Origin of the sequence: Streptomyces klenkii (assembly GCF_003626645.1) — a bacterium.
GTDB classification, from domain to species: Bacteria; Actinomycetota; Actinomycetes; order Streptomycetales; family Streptomycetaceae; genus Streptomyces; species Streptomyces klenkii.
Genome location: NZ_RBAM01000006.1, coordinates 315,089 through 335,321, shown reverse-complemented (window position 1 = coordinate 335,321; position 20,233 = coordinate 315,089). Strand labels below are relative to the sequence as shown.

The 20,233-nt window shown below is 75.9% G+C and carries 16 protein-coding genes and 1 tRNA gene; 12 read left to right on the top strand and 5 right to left on the bottom strand.

Annotated elements, in window-relative coordinates:
• Window positions 1–29: 29 nt before the first annotated feature.
• The gene (locus D7231_RS16820) at window positions 30–2,486 is read right to left on the bottom strand and encodes a SpoIIE family protein phosphatase (RefSeq protein WP_241999760.1); all 2,457 of its coding nucleotides are present in this window, start codon (window positions 2,484–2,486) and stop codon (window positions 30–32) included.
• A 457-nt stretch (window positions 2,487–2,943) separates the two neighbouring features.
• On the opposite strand from D7231_RS16820, the gene D7231_RS16815 reads away from it, so the two are divergent.
• From D7231_RS16815 to D7231_RS16780, 8 genes are all read left to right on the top strand, one after another.
• Window positions 2,944–3,849: an ATP-grasp domain-containing protein gene (locus D7231_RS16815; protein WP_120756267.1), complete on the top strand. Its 906-nt coding sequence runs from the start codon at window positions 2,944–2,946 to the stop codon at window positions 3,847–3,849.
• A complete protein-coding gene (locus D7231_RS16810; RefSeq protein ID WP_120756266.1) occupies window positions 3,846–4,679 on the top strand; it encodes an ATP-grasp domain-containing protein in 834 nt (277 codons plus the stop codon). Before D7231_RS16815 ends, D7231_RS16810 begins: the two co-directional genes overlap by 4 nt.
• A gap of 611 nt (window positions 4,680–5,290) precedes the next feature.
• Entirely contained in the window at window positions 5,291–5,773 is a 483-nt protein-coding gene (locus D7231_RS16805; RefSeq protein ID WP_120756265.1) for an NADH-quinone oxidoreductase subunit B family protein, read from the top strand.
• Between the two features lie 115 nt (window positions 5,774–5,888).
• Window positions 5,889–7,922 carry a proton-conducting transporter transmembrane domain-containing protein gene (locus D7231_RS16800; protein WP_120756264.1) on the top strand — a complete coding sequence of 678 codons (2,034 nt, stop codon included), beginning with the start codon at window positions 5,889–5,891 and terminating at the stop codon, window positions 7,920–7,922.
• A 25-nt stretch (window positions 7,923–7,947) separates the two neighbouring features.
• Window positions 7,948–8,913, top strand: a complete 966-nt coding sequence (locus D7231_RS16795) for a respiratory chain complex I subunit 1 family protein (protein WP_241999759.1) — start codon at window positions 7,948–7,950, stop codon at window positions 8,911–8,913.
• Between the two features lie 11 nt (window positions 8,914–8,924).
• Entirely contained in the window at window positions 8,925–9,623 is a 699-nt protein-coding gene (locus D7231_RS16790; RefSeq protein WP_120756263.1) for a hypothetical protein, read from the top strand.
• Complete coding sequence (locus D7231_RS16785; RefSeq protein ID WP_199739387.1) at window positions 9,623–11,491, top strand: proton-conducting transporter transmembrane domain-containing protein; 1,869 nt, start codon at window positions 9,623–9,625, stop codon at window positions 11,489–11,491. Before D7231_RS16790 ends, D7231_RS16785 begins: the two co-directional genes overlap by 1 nt.
• Before the next feature lie 2 nt (window positions 11,492–11,493).
• The gene (locus tag D7231_RS16780) at window positions 11,494–13,023 is read left to right on the top strand and encodes a hydrogenase large subunit (protein ID WP_120756262.1); all 1,530 of its coding nucleotides are present in this window, start codon (window positions 11,494–11,496) and stop codon (window positions 13,021–13,023) included.
• Between the two features lie 41 nt (window positions 13,024–13,064).
• Here D7231_RS16780 and D7231_RS36190 read toward each other — a convergent pair whose 3' ends face one another.
• Window positions 13,065–13,262 carry a hypothetical protein gene (locus D7231_RS36190; RefSeq protein WP_147449743.1) on the bottom strand — a complete coding sequence of 66 codons (198 nt, stop codon included), beginning with the start codon at window positions 13,260–13,262 and terminating at the stop codon, window positions 13,065–13,067.
• Between the two features lie 123 nt (window positions 13,263–13,385).
• Between D7231_RS36190 and D7231_RS16775 the strand changes: the two genes are divergently transcribed.
• Window positions 13,386–13,458: transfer RNA gene (locus D7231_RS16775), tRNA-Ala, on the top strand.
• A gap of 61 nt (window positions 13,459–13,519) precedes the next feature.
• Window positions 13,520–14,923, top strand: coding sequence for an SDR family NAD(P)-dependent oxidoreductase (locus tag D7231_RS16770; protein WP_120756261.1), 1,404 nt, complete (start codon window positions 13,520–13,522; stop codon window positions 14,921–14,923).
• A 78-nt stretch (window positions 14,924–15,001) separates the two neighbouring features.
• On the opposite strand, the gene D7231_RS16765 is transcribed toward D7231_RS16770, so the two are convergent.
• Both D7231_RS16765 and D7231_RS16760 read right to left on the bottom strand, forming a co-directional pair.
• Window positions 15,002–15,451 carry a winged helix-turn-helix transcriptional regulator gene (locus D7231_RS16765; protein ID WP_120756411.1) on the bottom strand — a complete coding sequence of 150 codons (450 nt, stop codon included), beginning with the start codon at window positions 15,449–15,451 and terminating at the stop codon, window positions 15,002–15,004.
• Window positions 15,452–15,533: 82 nt separating this feature from the next.
• Complete coding sequence (locus D7231_RS16760) at window positions 15,534–16,169, bottom strand: TetR/AcrR family transcriptional regulator (protein ID WP_120756260.1); 636 nt, start codon at window positions 16,167–16,169, stop codon at window positions 15,534–15,536.
• A 63-nt stretch (window positions 16,170–16,232) separates the two neighbouring features.
• Here D7231_RS16760 and D7231_RS16755 point away from each other — a divergent pair, with 63 nt between their 5' ends.
• Window positions 16,233–17,213 carry a serine/threonine dehydratase gene (locus D7231_RS16755; protein ID WP_241999758.1) on the top strand — a complete coding sequence of 327 codons (981 nt, stop codon included), beginning with the start codon at window positions 16,233–16,235 and terminating at the stop codon, window positions 17,211–17,213.
• 8 nt (window positions 17,214–17,221) lie between these two features.
• Here the strand turns inward: D7231_RS16755 and D7231_RS16750 are convergent, their stop codons facing one another.
• Window positions 17,222–18,973: an ABC transporter ATP-binding protein gene (locus D7231_RS16750; protein WP_158673775.1), complete on the bottom strand. Its 1,752-nt coding sequence runs from the start codon at window positions 18,971–18,973 to the stop codon at window positions 17,222–17,224.
• 192 nt (window positions 18,974–19,165) lie between these two features.
• Between D7231_RS16750 and D7231_RS16745 the strand changes: the two genes are divergently transcribed.
• Complete coding sequence (locus tag D7231_RS16745; protein WP_120756258.1) at window positions 19,166–20,206, top strand: PD40 domain-containing protein; 1,041 nt, start codon at window positions 19,166–19,168, stop codon at window positions 20,204–20,206.
• The last annotated feature ends 27 nt before the right edge of the window (window positions 20,207–20,233 follow it).

Genomic DNA, 20,233 nt, shown 5'->3' with positions numbered 1-20,233 from the left:
GGGCCGCCGGCCGCGGGCCGCGCCGGCGCTCAGCCGGCCGCGGCCAGCGGCTGCTCGGCCCAGATCGTCTTGCCGTCCGGGGTGAACCGCGTCCCCCACCGCTCCGTCAGCTGCGCCACCAGCAGCAGGCCCCGGCCGCCCTCGTCCGTGACCCGGGCCCGGCGCATCCGCGGCGAGGTGCTGCTCGCGTCCGACACCTCGCAGATCAGCGAGGCCCGCTCGCGGATGAGCCGCAGCCGGATGGGCGCGTAGGCGTGCCGTACGGCGTTGGTGACGAGCTCGCTGACGACCAGTTCGGTGGTGAACCCCAGCTCCTCCAGCCCCCAGGCCGTCAGCTGCTCGGACGCGAACTTGCGCGCGTCGGCGACCGTCGACCGCTCGGCCGGCAGGTCCCAGCTGCGCACCTGCGAGGCGTCCAGCGCGCGCGTACGGGCCAGGAGCAGCGCGATGTCGTCCGTGGGCCGCTCGGGCCTGCGCGGCAGGAGCGCGTCCAGGACGGCGTCGCAGGTCTGCTCCAGGGGCGCGGCGGGCCCCGAGAGCGCCGCGCGCAGCCCGTCCAGGCCCGCGCCGATGTCGTGGTCGTGGCCCTCGACCAGCCCGTCGGTGTACAGCGCGAGGAGGCTGCCCTCCGGCAGTTGCAGCTCGGTGGACTCGAAGGGCAGCCCGCCCAGGCCCAGCGGCGGGCCGCCCGGGATGTCGAGGAAGCGCGCCGTGCCGCCGGGCGTCACGAGCACCGGCGCCGGGTGGCCCGCGCGCGCCAGGACGCAGGAGCGCGACACCGGGTCGTAGACGACGTACAGGCAGGTCGCGCCCGTCTCCCGGACGGCGCCCGGCACCTGCTCCGCCGCCTCGTCCTGGGCCAGCTGGACCACCAGGTCGTCGAGGTGGGTGAGCAGCTCGTCGGGCGGCAGGTCGAGGTCGGCGAGGGTGCGCACGGCCGCCCGCAGGCGGCCCATGACCGCCGACGCGTGGAGCCCGTGGCCGACGACGTCGCCGACGACGAGCGCCACGCGGGCGCCGGACAGGGGGATGACGTCGAACCAGTCCCCGCCGACTCCCGCCTGCGCGCCCGCGGGCAGATAGCGCGAGGTGACCTCGACCGCCGCCTGCTCGGGCAGCCGCCCCGGCAGCAGGCTGCGCTGGAGCGTCAGGGCGACGGAGCGCTCCGCGGCGTACCGGCGGGCGTTGTCGACGCACACGCCGGCCCGCGCCGCGATCTCCTCGGCGAGCAGCAGGTCGTCCGCGTCGAACGGCTCGGTGCCCGGCCGCCGGACGAACAGGGCGACGCCGAGCGTGCTGCCGCGGGCGCCGAGCGGGACGACGAGCACGGAGTGCGCGCCGTCGGAAGGATCGGAAGGAACGGTTCCTCCGGTGCCGTCCGCCCAGGCCCCGATCGCCGCCGCGTCCGCGCGGTGCAGCGAGGCGCGGCCGGACGCGAGGGCTTCGGCGGGCGGCGAATCCGGCGCGTACGAGAAGGGGCCCGGCCTCCCCGCGGGGAGGCCGGGGCGCGCGGCTGCCCGGCGCAGGACGGCCCCGTCCGCCTGCCGGTCGCCGTCGAGGGCCGCTGCGGCCGGGTCGCCGCTGTGCAGGACGGCGTCGAGCAGGTCGACGGTGACGAGGTCGGCGAAGCCGCCCGCGGTGAGGTCCGCGAGCTCCTCGGCGGTGCGCCCGACGTCCAGCGTGGTCCCGATGCGGGCGCCCGCGTCATTGACCAGGGCCAGGCGCTCGCGGGCGCGGTGCGGCTCCGTGCGGTCCAGGGCCGCTATCGACACGCCCTGGACGCGGCCGTCGCCGTCCTTGAGCGGAGTGAAGAACGTCGCCCAGGCGCGCTCCCGGGACTGCCCGGGCGCCCGGAAGAAGGTGTCCGTGCGCAGCGCCTCCCCGGTGCGCAGCACCTGGGCCATGAGCCGGCCGAACTCGTCGAAGGGGGAGCCCGGGAAGATCTCGGTCAGCTGCAGGCCCAGCATGGCCTCCTCGGGGCGGCCGGACAGGCGCAGCATCTCGCCGTTGGCGCCGGTCAGCCGCAGGTCGCGGTCGTAGACGGCGGTGGCGATGGGGGACTGGACGTACGCCCACTCCTTGAGCGCCGCGTCCTTGCGGGCCGCGTCCGCGAGCACCGCGTCGGGCGCGGCCTCCGGCCCGGCGGCGCCGGCGGCCTCCGGCGCCGCCCCGAGGAGCACCCACTGCACGCGGCCGTCGCCCTCCGGACAGGGATGTGCCCGTACGGTCACGCGCACCGCCCCGCCGTCGCGGTGACGGGCCGTGAGCACGCCGCTCCAGGGCGCCGAACGGGTGAGCGCCCGCAGGGCCGGGCCCGGCAGGGGCGCGGCCAGGAGGGCGGCGGCGGGGCGCCCGATGACCTCGCCGGGCGCGTGGCCGAGCAGGTGCCGGGCCGCGGGGCTCCACAGGGTGACGGTCCCCTCCGCGTCGACGGCGGCCATGGGGACCGTCGCGGTGGGGGAGTGGGGGTCGGCATACGCGTGCATCGGCGGTCATCCCGTTCGGCGGGCGCGTGCGGCCGGTCCGCCCCGCCGCCCGCATAATTCAGGCTGTAGCTATCTTTCCCGCCCTAACCGGCACTGAAGCATCTATCTCTGCCCGAACTGCCGCGGACTCCGAGGGGATCCCGGGGCGATCCCCCAAGGGCCCCGGCCGCACCGGAGCCGCGCCCCGGCCGCGGCGAAGCCGGTGTATCGGCCAATGAAGTCCCGGGGTGCGTAGCGCCGCTGCAGCCGCCCCCGTCCGTCGTTCGTCGGGGGTCGGCCCGTATCCGATGGGGTATCAGTCGGTCGTATCCGGAGAAAAACGGTCGGGGCCCGGCCGGGTTGCTACGGAATTGAGACAGGCCTGGTCATGCCCCGCCCTGCCCGCATGGCATCCTGAGCCGTCATGAGTTCTGCCGGACGGGATCGGCGGATGTCCGGGGATTACGAGGATGCACCAATGAGACTCTGCTTCCTGGTGGAGGAGCAGTACCGGCACGACGGCATGCCGGTGGACGTCATCCGCCAACTGAGGTCCTGGGGTCACCGGGTGGACGTGCTCAGGCCCGGCGGCTCGCTCCTCAGGCTCTCCGACGCGGTCGCCGCCGGCCGCCACGACGCCTGGGTCCTCAAGACCGTCTCCGGCGGCCCCGGCCTCACCCTGCTGGAAGCCGCGGCCGGGGCCGGCCTCACCACCGTCAACGACGCCCGCGCCATCCGCGGCGTGCGGGACAAGGTGCTGGCCGCCGTGACCGCCGAGCGGCACGGCCTGCCCGTGCCCGTCACCTACGCGGCCCTGCGCATCGAGGAGTTCGCGGAGGTCCCCGAGGCCGCCTACCCGCTCGTCGTCAAGCCCGCCGACGGCAGCTCGGGCCGCGCCGTGCGCCTCGTGCCCTCCCCGGACCGGCTCACCGACCCGGCCTCCCGGGACGAGCGGCCCGACGGCGGCATGCTGATCGCCCAGCCCTACGTGCCCAACTCCGGCACCGACCTCAAGGTGTACTGCGTCGACGGCCGGCTCTACGCCACCGAGCGCTGCTCGCCCCTCCACCCCGACCAGCCCGCCGTCGAACGGCAGGTGCCGCTCGGCGCGGAGGTGGCCGCGATCGCCGCGCGCGTCGGCGAGGTCTTCGGCCTCGACCTGTACGGCGTGGACGTCGTCCTCGGGCCCGACGGACCGGTCGTCGTCGACGTCAACGACTTCCCCAGCTTCCGCCAGGTGCCCGACGCGGTCGCCCGCGTGGCGTGGGCGATCCTGCGGCTCGCCGACGCGGGGGGCGAGCGCCCGCTGCCCGCGGCGGACGCGCTCCCCGGCCACGCCTCCGCCGCGCTGCCCCTCGGCGGTGCCACGGGCGGCGACGCATGAGGATCGGCCTGCTCACCCCGTCCCCCGGCCACCCGCTGCTCGCCGCCGCCACGGCGCTCCTGACGCCCCGCCACGACGTGGTCGCGCTGGACCCCGCGACCGCCGCCGACCCCGCGGCCGGCGAGCTCGCCGACGTCTACCTGCTCAAGACGCGCACCCCGCGCGCCCTCGCCTTCGCGCGCCGCCTCGAAGAGCGCGGCGCGCCCGTGCTGAACTCGGCTGGCTCGACCGCGCTGGTCCAGGACCGGACCGCCATGGCCGAGGTGGCCCTGGCGGCGGGCCTCCCCTTCGTCGCCACCGCCACCGAGGCCTCCCTCGCGGAGCTGGCCGCGCGCGGCGACCTGTCGTACCCCGTCGTGGTCAAGAGCCGGCGCAGCCGCCGCGACGACCTGGTGGCCCGGGTCGACGACCCCGTACGGCTCGCCGTGCTCGCCGCCGAGTGGGGCGGCGAGCCCGTCGTCGTGCAGCGCTTCACCCCCAACGACGGCTGGGACCACAAGCTGTGGGTCGTCGGCGACCACGTCTTCGCCGGCCTGCGCCGCTCCGAACTCGCCGCCCCCGCCGGCACGGGCACGGAGTCCCTGCCCACCGACCGGCTTCCGGCGGGCTGGCTCGACGTCGTCCGCCGCGTCGGCGAGGCGTTCGCCCTGGACGTGTACGGGGTCGACCTGCTGGACGTCGCCGGAACGCCCTTGATCGTGGACGTCAACGCCTTCCCGGGCATCCGGGGCCAGTCCGGCGCGCCGGAGGCGTTGGCGGCCTTGGCCTTGCACACGGCGAAGGGCGCGCACCACCCCCGTATGAGCCCGGCACCCCAGCCGGTCGGCTGACCCGACCGGGCGGGTCGGGGGCGGCCCCGTGCCCGGCGCGGGCAGCCCGGGCCGCGGCCGTGCATATCTTCCGCCGCAACGGCGATCAGCCACTGGCGAGGTTTCCGGCGGCGCCGAACTGCCTGATGCGCGCACGGCACCGCCGGTCACCCCGGTGGGGGCGGGCCGCCGCGGCGGCGGATTCATGGGGGCGAGGCCCCCATGCCTACCGAGCTCCCCATCCCGTAAGTCCGCGCGAAACTTCGGCCGTGCGGGACAAGGGGATTCGACTCATCCGTCCCAGTTGTCCGCCCTGTCACAACACGCGGGCCGCGGCCCGTCCGCCCGTGACCCGGGGCCCGCACGGGCGTTGACCCGGCCAGATCAGTCCTCATGCAAACGGGGCTGCCGAAGGCCGTACGACGATCCCACCCGGAGCGCCGGCGGGCCCGGACCACCGCGCCGGCGGAATCCGCGCGGCGCCGGAGACCGGGCTACCGACCGCCGTCCGCACGGGCCGTCGCGGCCCTTCCGACCGGCGGCCGTCTCTCGGCGCGAATCCGCGCTGTGACGGCGGGAGACGGCCGCCACACCTTCGTGAGGGACGCCGACGCCGAGGTGAGGGAACCCGCATGAGCCTGCTGCGCAAGATCCGTGAGACCGGCCGGGTGGCCGAGGACGCCCCGCCCCGCCCGGCCGGCGACCCGCCGCCCGGCGCCGCGGAACTCGCCGGCTCGGCCCACGTGCGCTGCATCGACGCCGGCTCCTGCAACGGCTGCGAGATCGAGATCGCGGCGGCCTTCGGCCCGGTGTACGACGCCGAACGCTACGGCGCCCGCCTGGTGGCCTCGCCCCGCCACGCCGACGTGGCCCTCGTGACCGGCGCCGTCACCCGCAACATGGCCGAGCCGCTGCGCCGCACCGTCGCCGCGATGCCCCGCCCCCGCCTGGTGGTCGCCGTGGGCGACTGCGCGATCGGCTGCGGGGAGTTCGCCGGCGGCCACGGCGTGGAGGGCGCGGCGGGCGACGTCGTCCCCGTGGATCTGCTGGTGCCGGGCTGCCCGCCGGAGCCGGAGCGGATCGTGGCGGCGCTGCGCGTCGTGACCGGCCGGTGAGCCCGTACGGCACGCTCCGTAGGCCGGCGGCGGGAGCCGCGAGACCCGCGCCCGGGAGCCGGTCGATAGGCACTCCCGGCCCCACCCGCACCCGCACCCCCGCAGGGCAGGCCGCATGAGCTCGGCCGAGTCCGCGACGGTCGTGGCCGCGGGCCTCGCCGGCGCCGGAGTGCTGGCGGGCATGCTCCTGCCGGGCCGGATCCGGGTCGTCGCCGTGGGCCTGTGCACGGCGGGCCTGGGCGGCGCGGGCCTCGCGGGCGGCGTCGCGGCCCTGGGCGGCACCCGCTGGTCCGCGTACCTGCCGGGCCTGCTGCCGCTGGCCGGCCTGCACTTGGCCGTCGACGCCCTCTCGGGCCTGTTCATGGCCGTGGCCGGCGCCGTGGTCCTCGCGGTCGCCGTGTACGGCATCGGCTACGCGTCGGGGCGCGGCCCGCGCGGCCCGGCCTCGCGCGGTGTGCAGGCGGCTCTGCCGGTCTTCGCGCTGACGCTGGTCCTGGTCCCGGCGGCCGCCTCGGTGTCGTCGTTCCTGCTGCTGTGGGAGGCGATGGCGGTCACGTCGCTCGTCCTCGTGCTGGCGGACCAGCGCGAGCGCTCCGCCGTCCGCGAGGCGGGCGTCTGGTACGCGGTGATGACGCACTTCGGCCTCGTCCTCCTGCTGGCGGGCCTCGCCCTGTTCGCGGCGGGCGCGGGCGGCGAGACCTTCGCACAGCTGCGCGCCGGGGCGAGCGGCATGTCCCCGGGCGCCCGCGGCGCGGTCTTCCTCCTCGTCGCGGCCGCGTTCGCGTCGAAGGCCGGCATGGTGCCGCTGCACCCGTGGCTGCCGCGGGCCCACCCCGAGGCGCCCAGCAACGTCTCGGCGCTGATGAGCGCCGCGATGGTGAACCTGGGCGCGTACGGGATCATCCGCGTGAACTTCGAACTGCTGGGCGGCGGACCCCGCTGGGGCTGGCTGCTCGTCCTGGCGACGGGCGCCCTGTCCGCCGTCTACGGCATCCTCCAGGCGGCCATGGCGTCGGACATCAAGCGCCTCCTCGCGTACTCGACGTCGGAGAACCTCGGCCTGGTCCTCATCGGCGTCGGCGCGGCGGGCCTCTTCGCCTCCTCCGGCTACCCCGTCCCCGCGGCCCTCGCCCTGGCCGCGGCCCTGCTGCACGTCACCAACCACGCCGTCTTCAAGGCCCTGCTGTTCTGCGCGGCCGGCTCCGTGGTGCGCGCCACGGGCGTGCGCGACCTCGACCGCATGGGCGGGCTGCGCGCGCGGATGCCGGCCACGGCCGGCTTCTTCGCGGTGTCGTCGCTGGCCGCGGTCGCCCTCCCGCCGGGCAACGGCTTCCTCAGCGAGTGGCTGCTGCTGCAATCCCTGATCCACGGCATGACCGTGCCCGGGGTGTCCACGGCGATCGTGCTGCCGCTCGCGGTCGCCGTCATCGCCCTGTCGGCCGGGCTCGCGGCGGCCGTGTTCGTCAAGGCCCTCGGCGTCGGCTTCTTCGCCCGGCCCCGCAGCGCGCGGGCCGCGTCCGCGGAGGAGAGCCCGCCGCTGATGCACGTCGGCATGGGCCTGCTCGCCATCGGCTGCACGGCCCTCGCCCTCGTCCCCGGCACCCTGGGCAACAGCCTGTCGCGGGCGGTCGCCGCGGCCGGGCTCCACGGCGGCCGCCCCCTGGCGGGCGGCGGCCTGGAACTGCGGCTGGACCAGGTCGCCGCCTCGCTGTCCCCGCTGTGGGTGACGGCCGCCCTGGTCGGGGGCGTCGTGGCCGCCGCGGGCCTCATCCGCCTCACCACCCGCCGCGGGCGCCGCACGAACGCCCGGCTGTGGGACTGCGGAGGCGGCGCCCCCACGCCCCGCATGTCGTACACGGCGACGTCCTTCGCCGAGCCCCTGCAACGGGTCTTCGACGACGTCCTCGAACCCGAACAGGACGTCGACGTCACCCCGGTGCACGAATCCGCCTACCTCGTGGAGCGCGTGCGTTTCCGGCGCAGCGTCCCCGACCGGATCGAGCACCGCCTCTACCGGCCCGTCCTGGCCGCCGCCCTGGCCCTCGGCCGGGCCGCGCGCCGGCTGGCCCCCGGCAGCGTGCACCGCTACCTCGGCTACGGGTTCTTCGGTCTCGTCGCTCTCCTGCTGGCCCTGGCGGTCGGCTGGTGAGCGCCACCTCGCACGAGGAGACGCCGTGAACGGCACCATGACCGCCACCGGCACGGCCGCGGTGACCCTCCAGGTCGCCCTGGTCGCCGCCGGTGCACCCCTGCTCGCCGGACTGATGCGGCAGGTACGGGCGCTGCTGGAGGGGCGGGCCGGGCCCGGCGTCACCCAGCCCTTCCGCGACCTGCGCAAGCTGCTGCGCAAGGAGGCCGTCACCCCGGCCGGCACGGGCTCGGCCTTCCGGCTCGGGCCCCTGGTGCTGGTCGCCACCACGGCCGTCGTCGCGGCGCTCGTCCCGCTGGCCTCAACCGCCACGCCCGTCAGCGGCAGCGCCGACCTCATCCTCGTCGTGGCGCTGCTCGGGCTCGGCACCGTCGCCCTCGCCCTGGCCGGCCTGGACACCGGCACCGCCTTCGGCGGCATGGGCGCCTCCCGCGAGATGACCGTGGCCGCGCTCGTCGAACCGACGATCCTCCTCGCGGTGTTCGCCCTGTCGATACCGGCGGGGTCGACGAACCTGTCGGCCATCGTCTCCGGCGGCATCCACGACCCGGTCCGCCTCGCCTCCCCGGCGGGGCTGCTGTCCACCGCCGCCCTGGCCGTCGCCGTCCTCGCCGAGACCGGCCGGCTCCCGGTGGACAACCCCGCCACCCACCTGGAACTGACGATGGTCCACGAGGCGATGGTGCTGGAGTACGCCGGACCCGACCTCGCCCTGGTCGAACTCGGCTCCCAGATGCGGCTGACCGTCCTGCTCGGCCTGCTCGCCTCGCTGTCCGCCCCCTGGGGCATCGCCACGACCGCCTCCCCGGCGGCCCTCGTCCTCGCCCTCGTCCTGCTCGCGCTGAAGGTCGCCCTGCTCGGCGCGGCACTCGCCGCGGCCGAGGTGTTCTGGGCCAAACTGCGGCTCTTCCGCGTGCCCGAGCTGCTGGCCGGATCCTTCCTGCTGGCACTCCTCGCGGTGACCGCCTCCTACTTCCTCACGGGAGAGTGAGTGAGGGACACATGACCGACAGCGTCTACACCCAGCTGCTCGACCTGGCGTGCGGCGCGTTCCTGCTCGCGGCCGTCGTCGTCCTGTGGCTGCGGCAACTGTCCTCGATCGTCCGCGTCTTCGCCCTCCAGGGCGTCGCCCTGGCCGCCGTCGCCGCCCTCCTCGGCCTGCACGAGGACCGCCTCGGCCTGCTCGCCGTGGCCGCCGGCATCGGCCTGCTGCGGGCCGGCGCCCTGCCGCGCCTGATGCTGCGCGCCCTGACCACCGGCACGCCGCACCGCTCCCATCCCCACTACCAGGAGGACGTCAGTGAGACCCGCGAGACGCAGCCGCTCGTCAACGTCGCCGCGTCCCTGCTGAGCGCGGCCCTCCTCACCCTCCTCGCCTACGCCGTGTCCCGGCCGCTGGTCGAGCTCAACCCCACGCCGGCGACGCGCGCCCTGCCCGTCGGGCTCGCCGTCGTCCTCATCGGCTTCTTCACCCTGGTCACCCGGCGCCGCGCGCTGGCCCAGATGGTCGGCTTCCTGCTGCTGGACAACGGCATCACCGTCACCGCCTTCCTCGCCGCCTCCGGAGTCCCCCTGATCGTCGAACTCGGCGTGTCCTTCGACGTCCTCCTCGCCGTTCTCGTCCTGCAGATCCTCACCACCCGGATGCGGGCCGCCTTCGGCGGCACCGGCATCGATGACCTGCGGGAGCTTCGCGACTGATGACGCACGCCACCACCGCACTGCTGCTGACCGCGCCCATCGTGGTGCCGCTCGCCACGTCCGCCGCGTACGCCGCGTCCGGCCTGCGCGACGCGAAGGCACGCGCCGCGGGGGCCGCCGCCCTCGGGCACCGCACGCCGCGCCAGCGCGGCGCCGCGGCCCCCGTGGCCACGCTCGTCCTCCGCCCGGGCCACGGCCCCGCGACCTACGGCACGACACCGGCTGAGACCGCCGACGGCCCGTCATACGGGGGCCCGGGCGCGCGCGCCTGGCCGGGCACCCGCCCCGGCGGGTCTCCGGGCGGTCCCGGTACGGGATCCGACGGGATCGCCGGTCCGGATACGGGCCCGGGCGCACCCGCGTGGTCCCGTGGCCGGCCCGCTGCACCCGCGGGCACCGGCACCGGTGCCGGCCCGGCAGGAAGGGCCCGCCCCGGCAGGGGACCCCGCACCGGGGCACCCGGACCCGTGCCGCGCCCGCTCACCGGCCGGCTCGGGCTCGTCTCCCCGGCGGCGATCCTCACCTGCGGAGCCGCCCTCGCCTGCACCGTCCCCGACAGCGGTCCCGTCACCGCCTACGGGCGGCTGCTGCGCGCCGACGCGCTCACCGTCTGGATGCTCCTCACCGTCGGCGCGGTCGCCTGCCTGGCCTGCGCCGCCAACCCCGCCCACCTCGCCCACGAGCGCACCGACGAGCCCGCGGCCCGCCGCTACCACCTGCTCGTCCACGCCTTCCTCGCCGCCATGAGCGCCGCGGTCCTCGCCGCCAACCTCGGCGTGCTGTGGGTCGCCATCGAGGCCACCACCATCGTCACCGCCTTCCTCGTCGGCCACCGGCGCACCCGCGCCTCCGTCGAAGCCGCCTGGAAATACGTGGTGATCTGCTCGGCCGGCATCGCCCTGGCCTTCCTCGGCACCGTCCTCCTCTACTACGCGGCCCGCCAGGCCGGCATCCCCGAGGCGTACGCCCTGGACTGGCAGACCCTCGCCGCCCGCGCGGACCGGCTCGACCCCTCCGTCACCCGGCTGGCCACCGGCCTCGTCGTCCTCGGCTTCGGCGCCAAGGCCGGCCTCGCGCCCCTGCACGCCTGGCTGCCCGACGCCCACAGCCAGGCACCCGCCCCCGTCTCCGCCCTGATGTCCGGCGTCCTGCTCTCCGTCGCCTTCGCGGGCCTCCTGCGCTACAAGGTCATCGCGGACGCGGCCCTCGGCGCGGGCTTCACCCGCACCCTGCTCGCGGGCGTCGCCGTGGTCACCCTCGCCCTGGCCGCGGCCCTCCTGCTGGCCCAGCGCGACTGCAAGCGCATGCTCGCGTACTCCAGCATGGAGCACATGAGCCTGATCGCCCTCGGCACCGCCGCGGGCAGCCCGCTCGCCCTCTCCGCCGTCCTGCTGCACATGGCGGGCCACGGCCTCGCGAAGACCGTGGCGTTCTGCGCCTCCGGCCACATCGCACGGCTGTGCGGCACGACCCGCATCGGCAGGATCCGCGGGCTGCTCGCCCACTCGCCCTGCCTCGGCACCGCCTTCGCCGCGGCCGTCGTCGCCCTGCTGGGCCTGCCGCCGTTCGGCCTCTTCGCCTCCGAACTGGGCATCGCGCGCGCGGGGTTCCTCTCCGGCCCCCGCTGGGCCCTGGCCGCCGCCCTCGTCCTGATGCTCGCGGCCTTCGCCGCCCTGGCCGCCCGCACCGCCCGGATGCTCCTGGGACCGCCGCCGGGCGAGGACGACGAGGCGGAGCCCGTACCGCTCGGCGCCGACGCCGGGGCCCCCCTGGTCGCCGGCCTGGCCGCCTGCGCGGCCCTCGGCGTCACCACCGGACCCCTCACCAGGCTGCTGTCCGAGGCCGGCGAGATCATCGGAGGCCACTGAGCATGCAACCGGCCACCGCGCACCGCACCGTCACCGACATCGGCCCCGCCGAACTGCCCGGCAGAGCCGCCGACCTCCTCGTCGCCGGCCACCGCCTCGCCCTCGTCGCCGCCCACCACGACAGCCCCGACGAACCCGGCGGCCGGGCCGTCCGCGTCGTCTACCTCTTCGTCGCCGGCCCGCCCGACACCCGCACCGAACTCCACGTCCGCCTCGACCCCAAGACCCCCGAAGTCCCCACCCTCGCCCACCTCTCCTTCCCCGCCGGCCGCTTCGAGCGCGAGATGCGCGACCTGCACGGCATCGTGCCCCTCGGCCACCCGCTCCCGCACCGCCTCGTGCGCCACTTCCACTGGCCCCGCGGCTGGTACCCGATGCACCCCGACGCCGGCCCGCCCCCGCCCTTCGCCGAACCCGAGGGCCCCTACCCCTTCCTGGAGGTCGAGGGGGAGGGCGTCTACGAGATCCCCGTCGGCCCCGTCCACGCCGGCATCATCGAACCCGGCCACTTCCGCTTCTCCGTCGTCGGCGAGACGATCATCAAGCTCAAGGCCCGGCTGTGGTTCGTCCACAAAGGCATCGAGAAGCTCTTCGAAGGCCGCACCCCCGAGAAGGGCCTGCCGCTCGCCGAGCGCATCAGCGGCGACACCGCCGTCGGCCACGCCCTCGCCTACTGCCTGGCTGTGGAGGAGGCCACGGGCGCCCACGTCCCCCTCGACGCCCGCCGCGCCCGCGCCCTCCTCCTCGAACTCGAACGCCTCCACAACCACGTCGCCGACCTCGGCGCGCTCTGCAACGACGTCGGCCACGGCATCCTGCACGCCCGCGCCCAGCACGTCCGCGAACGCCTGCTGCGCCTCAACCAGGAGGTCACCGGGCACCGGCTGCTGCGCGGCGGCGTCGTGCCCGGCGGCTCCGTGCTGCGCGCCGTGCCCGGCCCGGCGCGGCTGCGGGAGCTGGGCCGGGAGATCCGCGACATCGTCACCCTCGCCCTCGGCCACACCACCGTGCGCGACCGCTTCACCGGCACCGCCCGCCTCGGCATCACCGCGGCTCGCGACCTGGGCTGCCTCGGCTACGTCGCCCGGGCCAGCGGCCTGTCCGCCGACGCGCGCGCGAGCCACCCCTTCCACGACCACGGGGGAGTGCTGACCATCCCCGTCCACACCACCGGTGACGTGCTGGCACGCTTCCTCGTACGGGCCGAGGAGGCGGAAGCCTCGCTGGCCACGGCCGAGCGGCTCGCGGCCGGGCTGGAGGCGGGCCGGACCACGGGGACCTCGCTCGCCTGGCCGCCGCTGTTCGCCCGCAGCACCCGCCGCGCCGGGGTCGGCATCGTGGAGGGCTGGCGCGGCACGATCACCACGCGGGTCGAGCTCGGCGCGGGCGAGACGCTCACGCGGGTCAAGACCGTCGACCCGTCGTTCTTCAACTGGCCCGCCCTGCCCGTGGCGCTGGCGGACACGATCGTCCCCGACTTCCCCCTGGCCAACAAGAGCTTCAACTTGTCGTACGCGGGCAACGACCTTTAGCTCACCGGCTCTGCGGGTGGACCACCGGCTCTCCGGGCTCGCTACGCCGCCCCGTCGCCGTGATCGAGACCGTGGGAGCGGGCCAGGCGCAGCGCGTCCTCCAGCTCGTCCTCCGCCACCGCGATCTCGTAGGCGTCGCCGTCGGATTCCGCCGCCGCGAGGGCCTCCCGGGCCTGCCGCACGCGCCGTCGCATGGCCTCGGCGAATTCGCTCACGGCGGCCCCCAGCGCAATGGGCACGAACAGGTGATTCCTTGAAGTCTAGAGCCGTTTCGCCCGGCGGGCGCCCCCTCGGCCGAGGCCCCGGCTCCTGAAATCCGTTTTTGCGGTCGCCCCGGCAATCGGTAAGGTTCTGGCCAATGCCCGTCCGTAGCGCAGAGGCAGGCGCGCCGTCATGGCATGACGGAGGACGCCGGTTCGAATCCGGCCGGGCGGGCAGCTTGTCGTGCAGGAGCGGAGGCGGGGCCGGGCCCCGCCGCGGGGCGGGGAGCACGTACGTGGAGGTCGGCGCCGGCGACACCGGCATCACCGAGGAGGAGCTGGCCGCCTTCGACCGCACGGTCGGCAAGCTGCGGCAGCTCCCCGCCGATGACCCGGTGCGCCTGAGGGCCGAGCAGGTCGCCTCGTCCTTCGCGCGCGAGGGGCGGCACCACCGGCGCAGGACCCGCCGGCAGGAACAGAACGCCGCCGACGCCGCCGTGGTCGCCGCCACCGCGACCGGCGCCCTCGACCGCCGCGACGACGCGCCCCTGAGCACCCCCGGCACCCCGGGCACGTACGGCCGCCCCCGGCGCTGCTACGTCTGCAAGGTCTCCTACAGCCGGGCCGATGCCTTCTACCACCTGCTCTGCCCGGCATGCGCCGCCGACAACACCCGGCGGCGGGGCCTGCGCACCGATCTGACGGGCCGCCTGGCGCTGCTCACCGGCGGCCGGGTCAAGATCGGTTTCCAGCTCGCCCTGATGATGCTGCGCGACGGCGCCGAGCTGCTGGTCACCAGCCGCTTCCCGCGCGACACCGTCCGCCGCTTCCGCGCGGCCGAGGGCAGCGAGGCATGGCTGGACCGGCTCACCGTGATCGGGATCGACCTGCGCGACCCCCGGCAGGTGCTCGGGCTGTGCGAGCGGCTGAGGGCTGAGGGCCGGCCGCTGGACGTCCTCGTCAACAATGCCGCGCAGACCATCCGCCGCCCGCCCGGGGCCTACGCGCCGCTGATCGCGGGGGAGTCGCGCGCCCTGCCCGCCGGCCCGGCGGGGGCGGAGGTGTGGGAAGCCCCCGGCTTCCGGACGCCGTACGCGCTGGAGGGGACCGGGCACGGCGCGGGCGCGTCGGCGGCGCTCGGGCTCGTCCTGCCGGCCACCGCGCAAATGGCGGAGGCGGCGGAGGTCGACGAGGCCGGGCTGGTGCCGGACCGCTCCGCGGCCAACTCCTGGTCCGTGCGCATCGGGGAGCTGGACCCGGCGGAGCTGCTGGAGACGCAGCTGGTCAACGCGCTCGCCCCCGCGCTCCTGTGCGACCGGCTGCTGCCGCTCCTGCTGGCCTCCCCGCACCTGCGCCGCTACGTGGTCAACGTGACCGCGGTCGAGGGCCGCTTCGCCGTGCGCAACAAGTCCGCGGGGCACCCGCACACCAACATGGCCAAGGCCGCGCTCAACATGCTCACCCGCACCAGCGGCCCCGGACTCGCCGCCCGGGGCGTCCACATGTGCAGCGTCGACACCGGCTGGATCACCGACGAGAACCCGGCGCCGAAGAAGGAGTGGATGGCCGCGCACGGCTTCCGCACCCCGCTGGACATCGTGGACGGCGCGGCCCGCGTCTACGACCCGATCGTGCGCGGCGAGGCGGGCGACCCGGTGTCGGGCGTCCACCTCAAGGACTACCGCGTCGCCGACTGGTGAGCCGGGGGCCGGGCCGAAGGACGTAGACGAGTGGCGGGCGTGGTCGCGTGGCGAGCGGGACCCGGGACCCGCGGCTCGTCAGGCCGCGCCCTCCACGCTCCACCCCGGCACCTGGAAGCGCGCGGTGATCGCCGCGCCGTCGACCTCCTCGCCGCAGCAGCGGCAGACGACGGCCGGGTCGAGGTCGGAGCCGCAGGAGTGCTCGAACACCGTCGGCGGCACGTCCGCCAGATGCCGGTCGCCCCAGCTCATCAGCATGATGAGGACGGGCCGCAGATCGTGCCCGGACGCGGTGGGGCAGTACTCGAAGCGCGCCGGCCGTTCGCTGTAGGGAACCTTTTCCAGCACTCCCGCCTCCACCAGGCGGCGCAGCCGTGAGGCCAGGATGTCGCGCGGGGCCCCGGTGTTGCGGGCGATCGCGTCGAAGCGCCGGACTCCGAAGAAGACCTCACGCAGCACCAGCAGGGAGTACTTCTCGCCGACCACACCGAGCGCGTCGGCGATCGAACAGGGGCGCGGCTTCGTCATGTTCCCCATCGTAGAGCAGCCGGATTTGCTTCCCCAAGCCTTCCGGCGGGGCGCATCCATTTCACCAACCGACCCATGGGTCTCAGGGGTGCGCCGCCTCGATCAGCTGCCGCAGCGCGCCGTAGTAGACCTCATGGTCCGTCATGACGGGCAGGACGGCGTCCATGCCGCCCGTCAGGACGGGGAACCGCGCGGGGTCGAGCGCGGCCAGCGCGGTGCGGGTGCTCCGGGCGGTGAGGGCGGGGTCGCGGTGGTCGACGAAGGTGGCGCTGCCGAGGGTGAGCAGGTACATCCGCCGGTAGGCGCGGAACGCCTGCTCCGGCGTCATCCCCGCGGCGACGCTGTCGGCGAGCGCGGGCTCGACCAGGCGGGCCAGCAGCTGGGGGCTGAGCCAGGGGCGCGAGCCGCGCAGGGCGACCAGCCCCGGGTGTGCGGTGAGCAGTTCGTACAGCGCCCGGAAGCGCCGCTCCGTGGCCTCGGCCCAGGCGGTGCCCGGCGGGATCTCGGGCAGTTCCGCGGCGAGGTGGTCGGTGCACAGGTCGATCAGGCCGCCGAGATCCGTGCAGCGGCGGTGGATCGTCGCGTGGGACACGCCCAGCCGCTCGGCGAGGGAGCGGAAGCTCAGGGCGGAGGGGCCCTCCTCGTCGATGATCGCGAGGGCGGTGCGGGCGATGAGGTCCGGGGTCGCCCGGGCGAGGGAGGGAGATTGCCGCGGCATGTGAGACACCGTATCGTACGTTGTTGCATACGCTGTCCACCTGTGCTCCGAGGAGAGAAACCCGTGCACGACCTCACCTACGGCGACTCGGAGTGCGGCGCTGTGGAATACGGCGACGTCGAGAAGGCCGCCGCCCGCATCGCCGGTCACACCCGCCCCGTCGCCGTCACCCCGGCCGACCGGAGCGGCCGCCGCGGTGGAAGCGTGCGGCTCGCCCTGGAGTTCATGCAGCACACCGGGTCCTTCAAGGCGCGCGGCGCCTGGAACTTCCTCGCCGCCCACCGCGAGGCCGGCACCCTGCCCGAAGCCGGCGTCACCATCGCCTCCGGCGGCAACGCCGGACTGGCCTGCGCCTGGGCCGCCCGGCAGCAGGGCCTGCCCGCGACCGTCTTCCTGCCCGGGAACGCCCCGCAGGTGAAGGTCGCCCGGCTGCGCGGCTACGGCGCCGACGTCCGCCTCGTCGGCACGGAGTACGCCGAGGCGCTCGCCGCCTGCGAGGAGTTCACGCGCGCCACCGGCGCCCTCGCGAGCCACGCCTACGACCACCCGCTGATCGCCGCGGGCGCGGGCACCCTCCTCGACGAGATCCGCGCCGGCGTCCCCGGCCTCGACACCGTCGTCGTCGCGGCCGGCGGCGGCGGGCTCTTCGCCGGCGTCGCGGCCGCCGCCCGCCACCACGGCATACGGACGGTCGCCGTCGAGCCCACCGGCAGCCGGGCCCTCAACGCCGCCCTCGAAGCGGGACGGGTCGTCGACGTCACCGTCGACTCGGTCGCGGCGGACGCCCTCGGAGCCCGCCGCGTCTCCGAGGCGGCCCTGGCCGCGGCCCGCCACCCGGACGTCACCTCCCTCCTCGTACCGGACGAGGCGATCACCGCCGCGCGGCAGTCCCTGTGGGACGAGCGCCGCATCGCGGTCGAACCGGCCGGCGCCACGGCCCTCGCGGCCCTTGCCGGTGCCTACGAGCCGGAGGAGGACGAAACGGTCGCCGTCATCCTCTGCGGTGCCAACACCGACCCGGCGGACCTGGTCCCCCGCCCGTAGCCCGTGCTCTACCGGCCGTCGGCCGCCCCGTAGCCGCGCCCCGGGCCGGCCGCCGTCAGCGTCACCACCCCCGTCGCCGTCTCCAGCAGTGCCGGCCGGTGCGTGACCATGACCACCGTCCGGTCCGCCACCAGCCGGCCCAGCGCGGCCACCACCTGCCGTTCCGCCTCCGCGTCGAGTCCCGACGTCGGCTCGTCCAGCAGCACGATCGGGGCGTCGGCGAGCAGGGCGCGGGCGATTCCCACCCGCTGGCGCTGACCGCCCGACAGGCCGCCGCCGCAGTCGCCGAGCCGTGTGCCGAGCCCGTCGGGGAAGCCGTCGGTGAACGCCGTGACCAGCGCCGCGTCCGCGGCCGCGCGCACCTCCCGCGGGCTCGCGTCCGGCCGCGCGTAGCGGATGTTGTCGGCGACCGTCCCCGCGAACAGGAACGTCTCCTGGAGCACGGCCGTCACCTGCCGGCGCAGCCACTCCTCCGGCAGGTCGGCCGTTGCCGTCCCGTCGATGCACACCGTGCCGCGCGTGGGCCGGTACAGGCCCGCGACCAGCGCGAGCGCCGTCGACTTGCCCGCGCCGTTCGGCCCGGTGAGGGCGATCCGCTCACCGGCGGCGATCTTCAGGTCGAGGCGGTGCAGCGCGCGGCGGTCGCCGTAGTCCATCGACACCCCGGCGAAGTCGACCCGGCCCCGCGCACGGGGCGGCAGGCCGCGCGCGCCAGCCCGTACCGGCGCCCGCAGCGGGCACGGCTCGGCGAGGACCTCGGCGATGCGCTCGGCCGACGCCTGCCCCTGCGCGAAGGTGCCGGAGAGCTTCGACAGCGCCCGCAGCGGGGCCACCATGCCCGTCAGATAGCCGATCGCGACCACGAGATGGCCCGTGCTCCACCACCCGCGCAGCACCCCCACGCCGCCCACCCACAGCAGCGCCGCCGTCCCGGCGGCCGTCACCGCCTCCAGCAGCGGCGCCCGGCGGGCCTGGACGTCCACGGCCTCCAGGCCCGCGTCCAGCACGCCGCCGCTGCGCGCCGCGAAGTCCCGGTCGTGCACGCCGTGCCGGCCGAAGGCGTGCACCGTCCGGATGCCTTGCAGCGCCTCGGCGACCAGGGCCGTCAGCTCGCCCTCCGCCTCCCGGCGCCGCCGCGCCGCCCGGTGGCCGCGCCGCCGGTTGCGGACGCCGAGGAGCAGCACCGCCGGGACGACCGCGGCGCCGATCAGCCCGAACCGCCAGTCGAGCAGGAGCAGCGCGGCCGCGTAGCCGGTGACCGAGAGCACGCCGGGGAAGAGCACCGAACAGAACGCCACCAGGCCGTCCTTGACGTTCCCGCAGTCGGTGATCACCCGGCTCGTGGACCCGCCTACGGTCCGCCGGTCGTGATAGCTCAGCGGCAGCCGTTGCAGATGCGCGAACGTCTCGCGGCGGATCGCGGCGCTCATCCGCTCGCCCACGCCGTTCATCAGCCGGTCGCCCGCGTAGTCGAAGGCGGCGGACACCAGCGCCACCAGCACGACCAGGGCGGCCGCCGCGGTGAGCATGGCGGTCCGGTCCGTGCCGAGGACGTCCAGCAGGGAGCCGAGGGGATTGCGCGCGCCGCCCGCCCCGAGGACGTGGTCGACGACGGCGGCGACCGGCCAGGGCGTCACCAGGTCCGCGGCCGTCTCGCAGAGCCGCATCCCGACCCCGAGGGCGAGCAGCCGGCGGTAGGGGGCGCCGAACCCGCGGAAGAACCGCAGCAGCTGCCGGTGCGCCGTGGACGGGTCCTTCATCAGTGCTCCCCAGCCGACAGGGCGCTGCCCGCCGGTTGACGCAGCGTCAGCCGGCGACTCCATGGTCGGCACCGGCCGGTGCCGCAGGCAATCCGGCGCGCTGCCGGGCCCGGACGGGTGGCCCGCACGGGCGTACGCCGCGTTGCGCCGTTCCGCCTTCCGGCGCGCGCCGGAGCCACTAGGGTCGGCCGGGTGCGCAGTCGCCCGTACGTCTACGTCTACGTCGCAGCGTTCCTGGCCGCCCTCGCCCTGACGGCGTGCGGCGGCTCGGGGGGCCCGCGTCCGCCGGGGCCGTCCGACGGACGGGCGGACAACCGGTCCGACGGCGCGGAGCTCCTCTACCGGGGCAAGGGGCACGCCAGCGCGCAGAACCCCGCCTTCTCGCCGGACGGCAAGTCCGTGCTCTTCACGCTCTTCGAGGACGGCTACAACGAGGGCGCCGCCGCGCTGCGCGTGCTCCCGCTGCACGGCGGGGGCGGCACCCCCGGCCGCCCCGGCACCCTGCTCGACGAGGCCGACAAGGCCGCGGTCAACCTGCCCGGCTCCAGCTGGCACCCCTCGGCCGGGGTGACCTTCGCCTCGGACCGGGCGGGCGGCCGCGACGAGGTGTGGGTGATGCCGCCCGGAGGCCGCCCCTCCCGCGTCACCGAGCACGGCGGCGACTCCGGCTACCTGGAGCCCAGCTTCTCGCCCGACGGCTCGTGGATCGTCTTCCAGGAGATCCGGGAGAAGGGGGCGGGGGACGGCGGCAGTGCGCTCGGCTCGCTCTGGAAGGTCCGCAGGGACGGCACGGGGCGCACCCGCCTCCTGGACGGTCCCGCCACCGGCACGGACAACCGCCAGCCCAACTGGTCGCCCAAGGGCGACCGGCTGGTCTTCCAGCGGCGCGAGCGCGGCGCGGAAACGTGGGCGCTGTACGTGATGAACGCCGACGGCAGCGGCCTGCGGCGGCTCACCGACGGCCCCGGGGAGCACACCGACCCGAGCTGGTCGCCGGACGGCAGGTCGGTGGTCTTCTCCTCCACCACCGGCGGCCTGGAGGTGCCGCAGATCTTCGTGATCCCGGCCGGCGGCGGCCGCCCCGTCCGGGTGACCACGCGCGGCGCGGACTACGACGGTGCGCCGAGCTGGTCGCCGGACGGGCGGTGGATCGCCTTCGAGTCCCACCCGGGGGACGAGGACCGGCCGGCCTCGCTGTGGCGGATCCCCGCCCCCGGAACCGACGGGCCCTGAGGGCGGGCCCGGTCGGCCGGTGGTGCC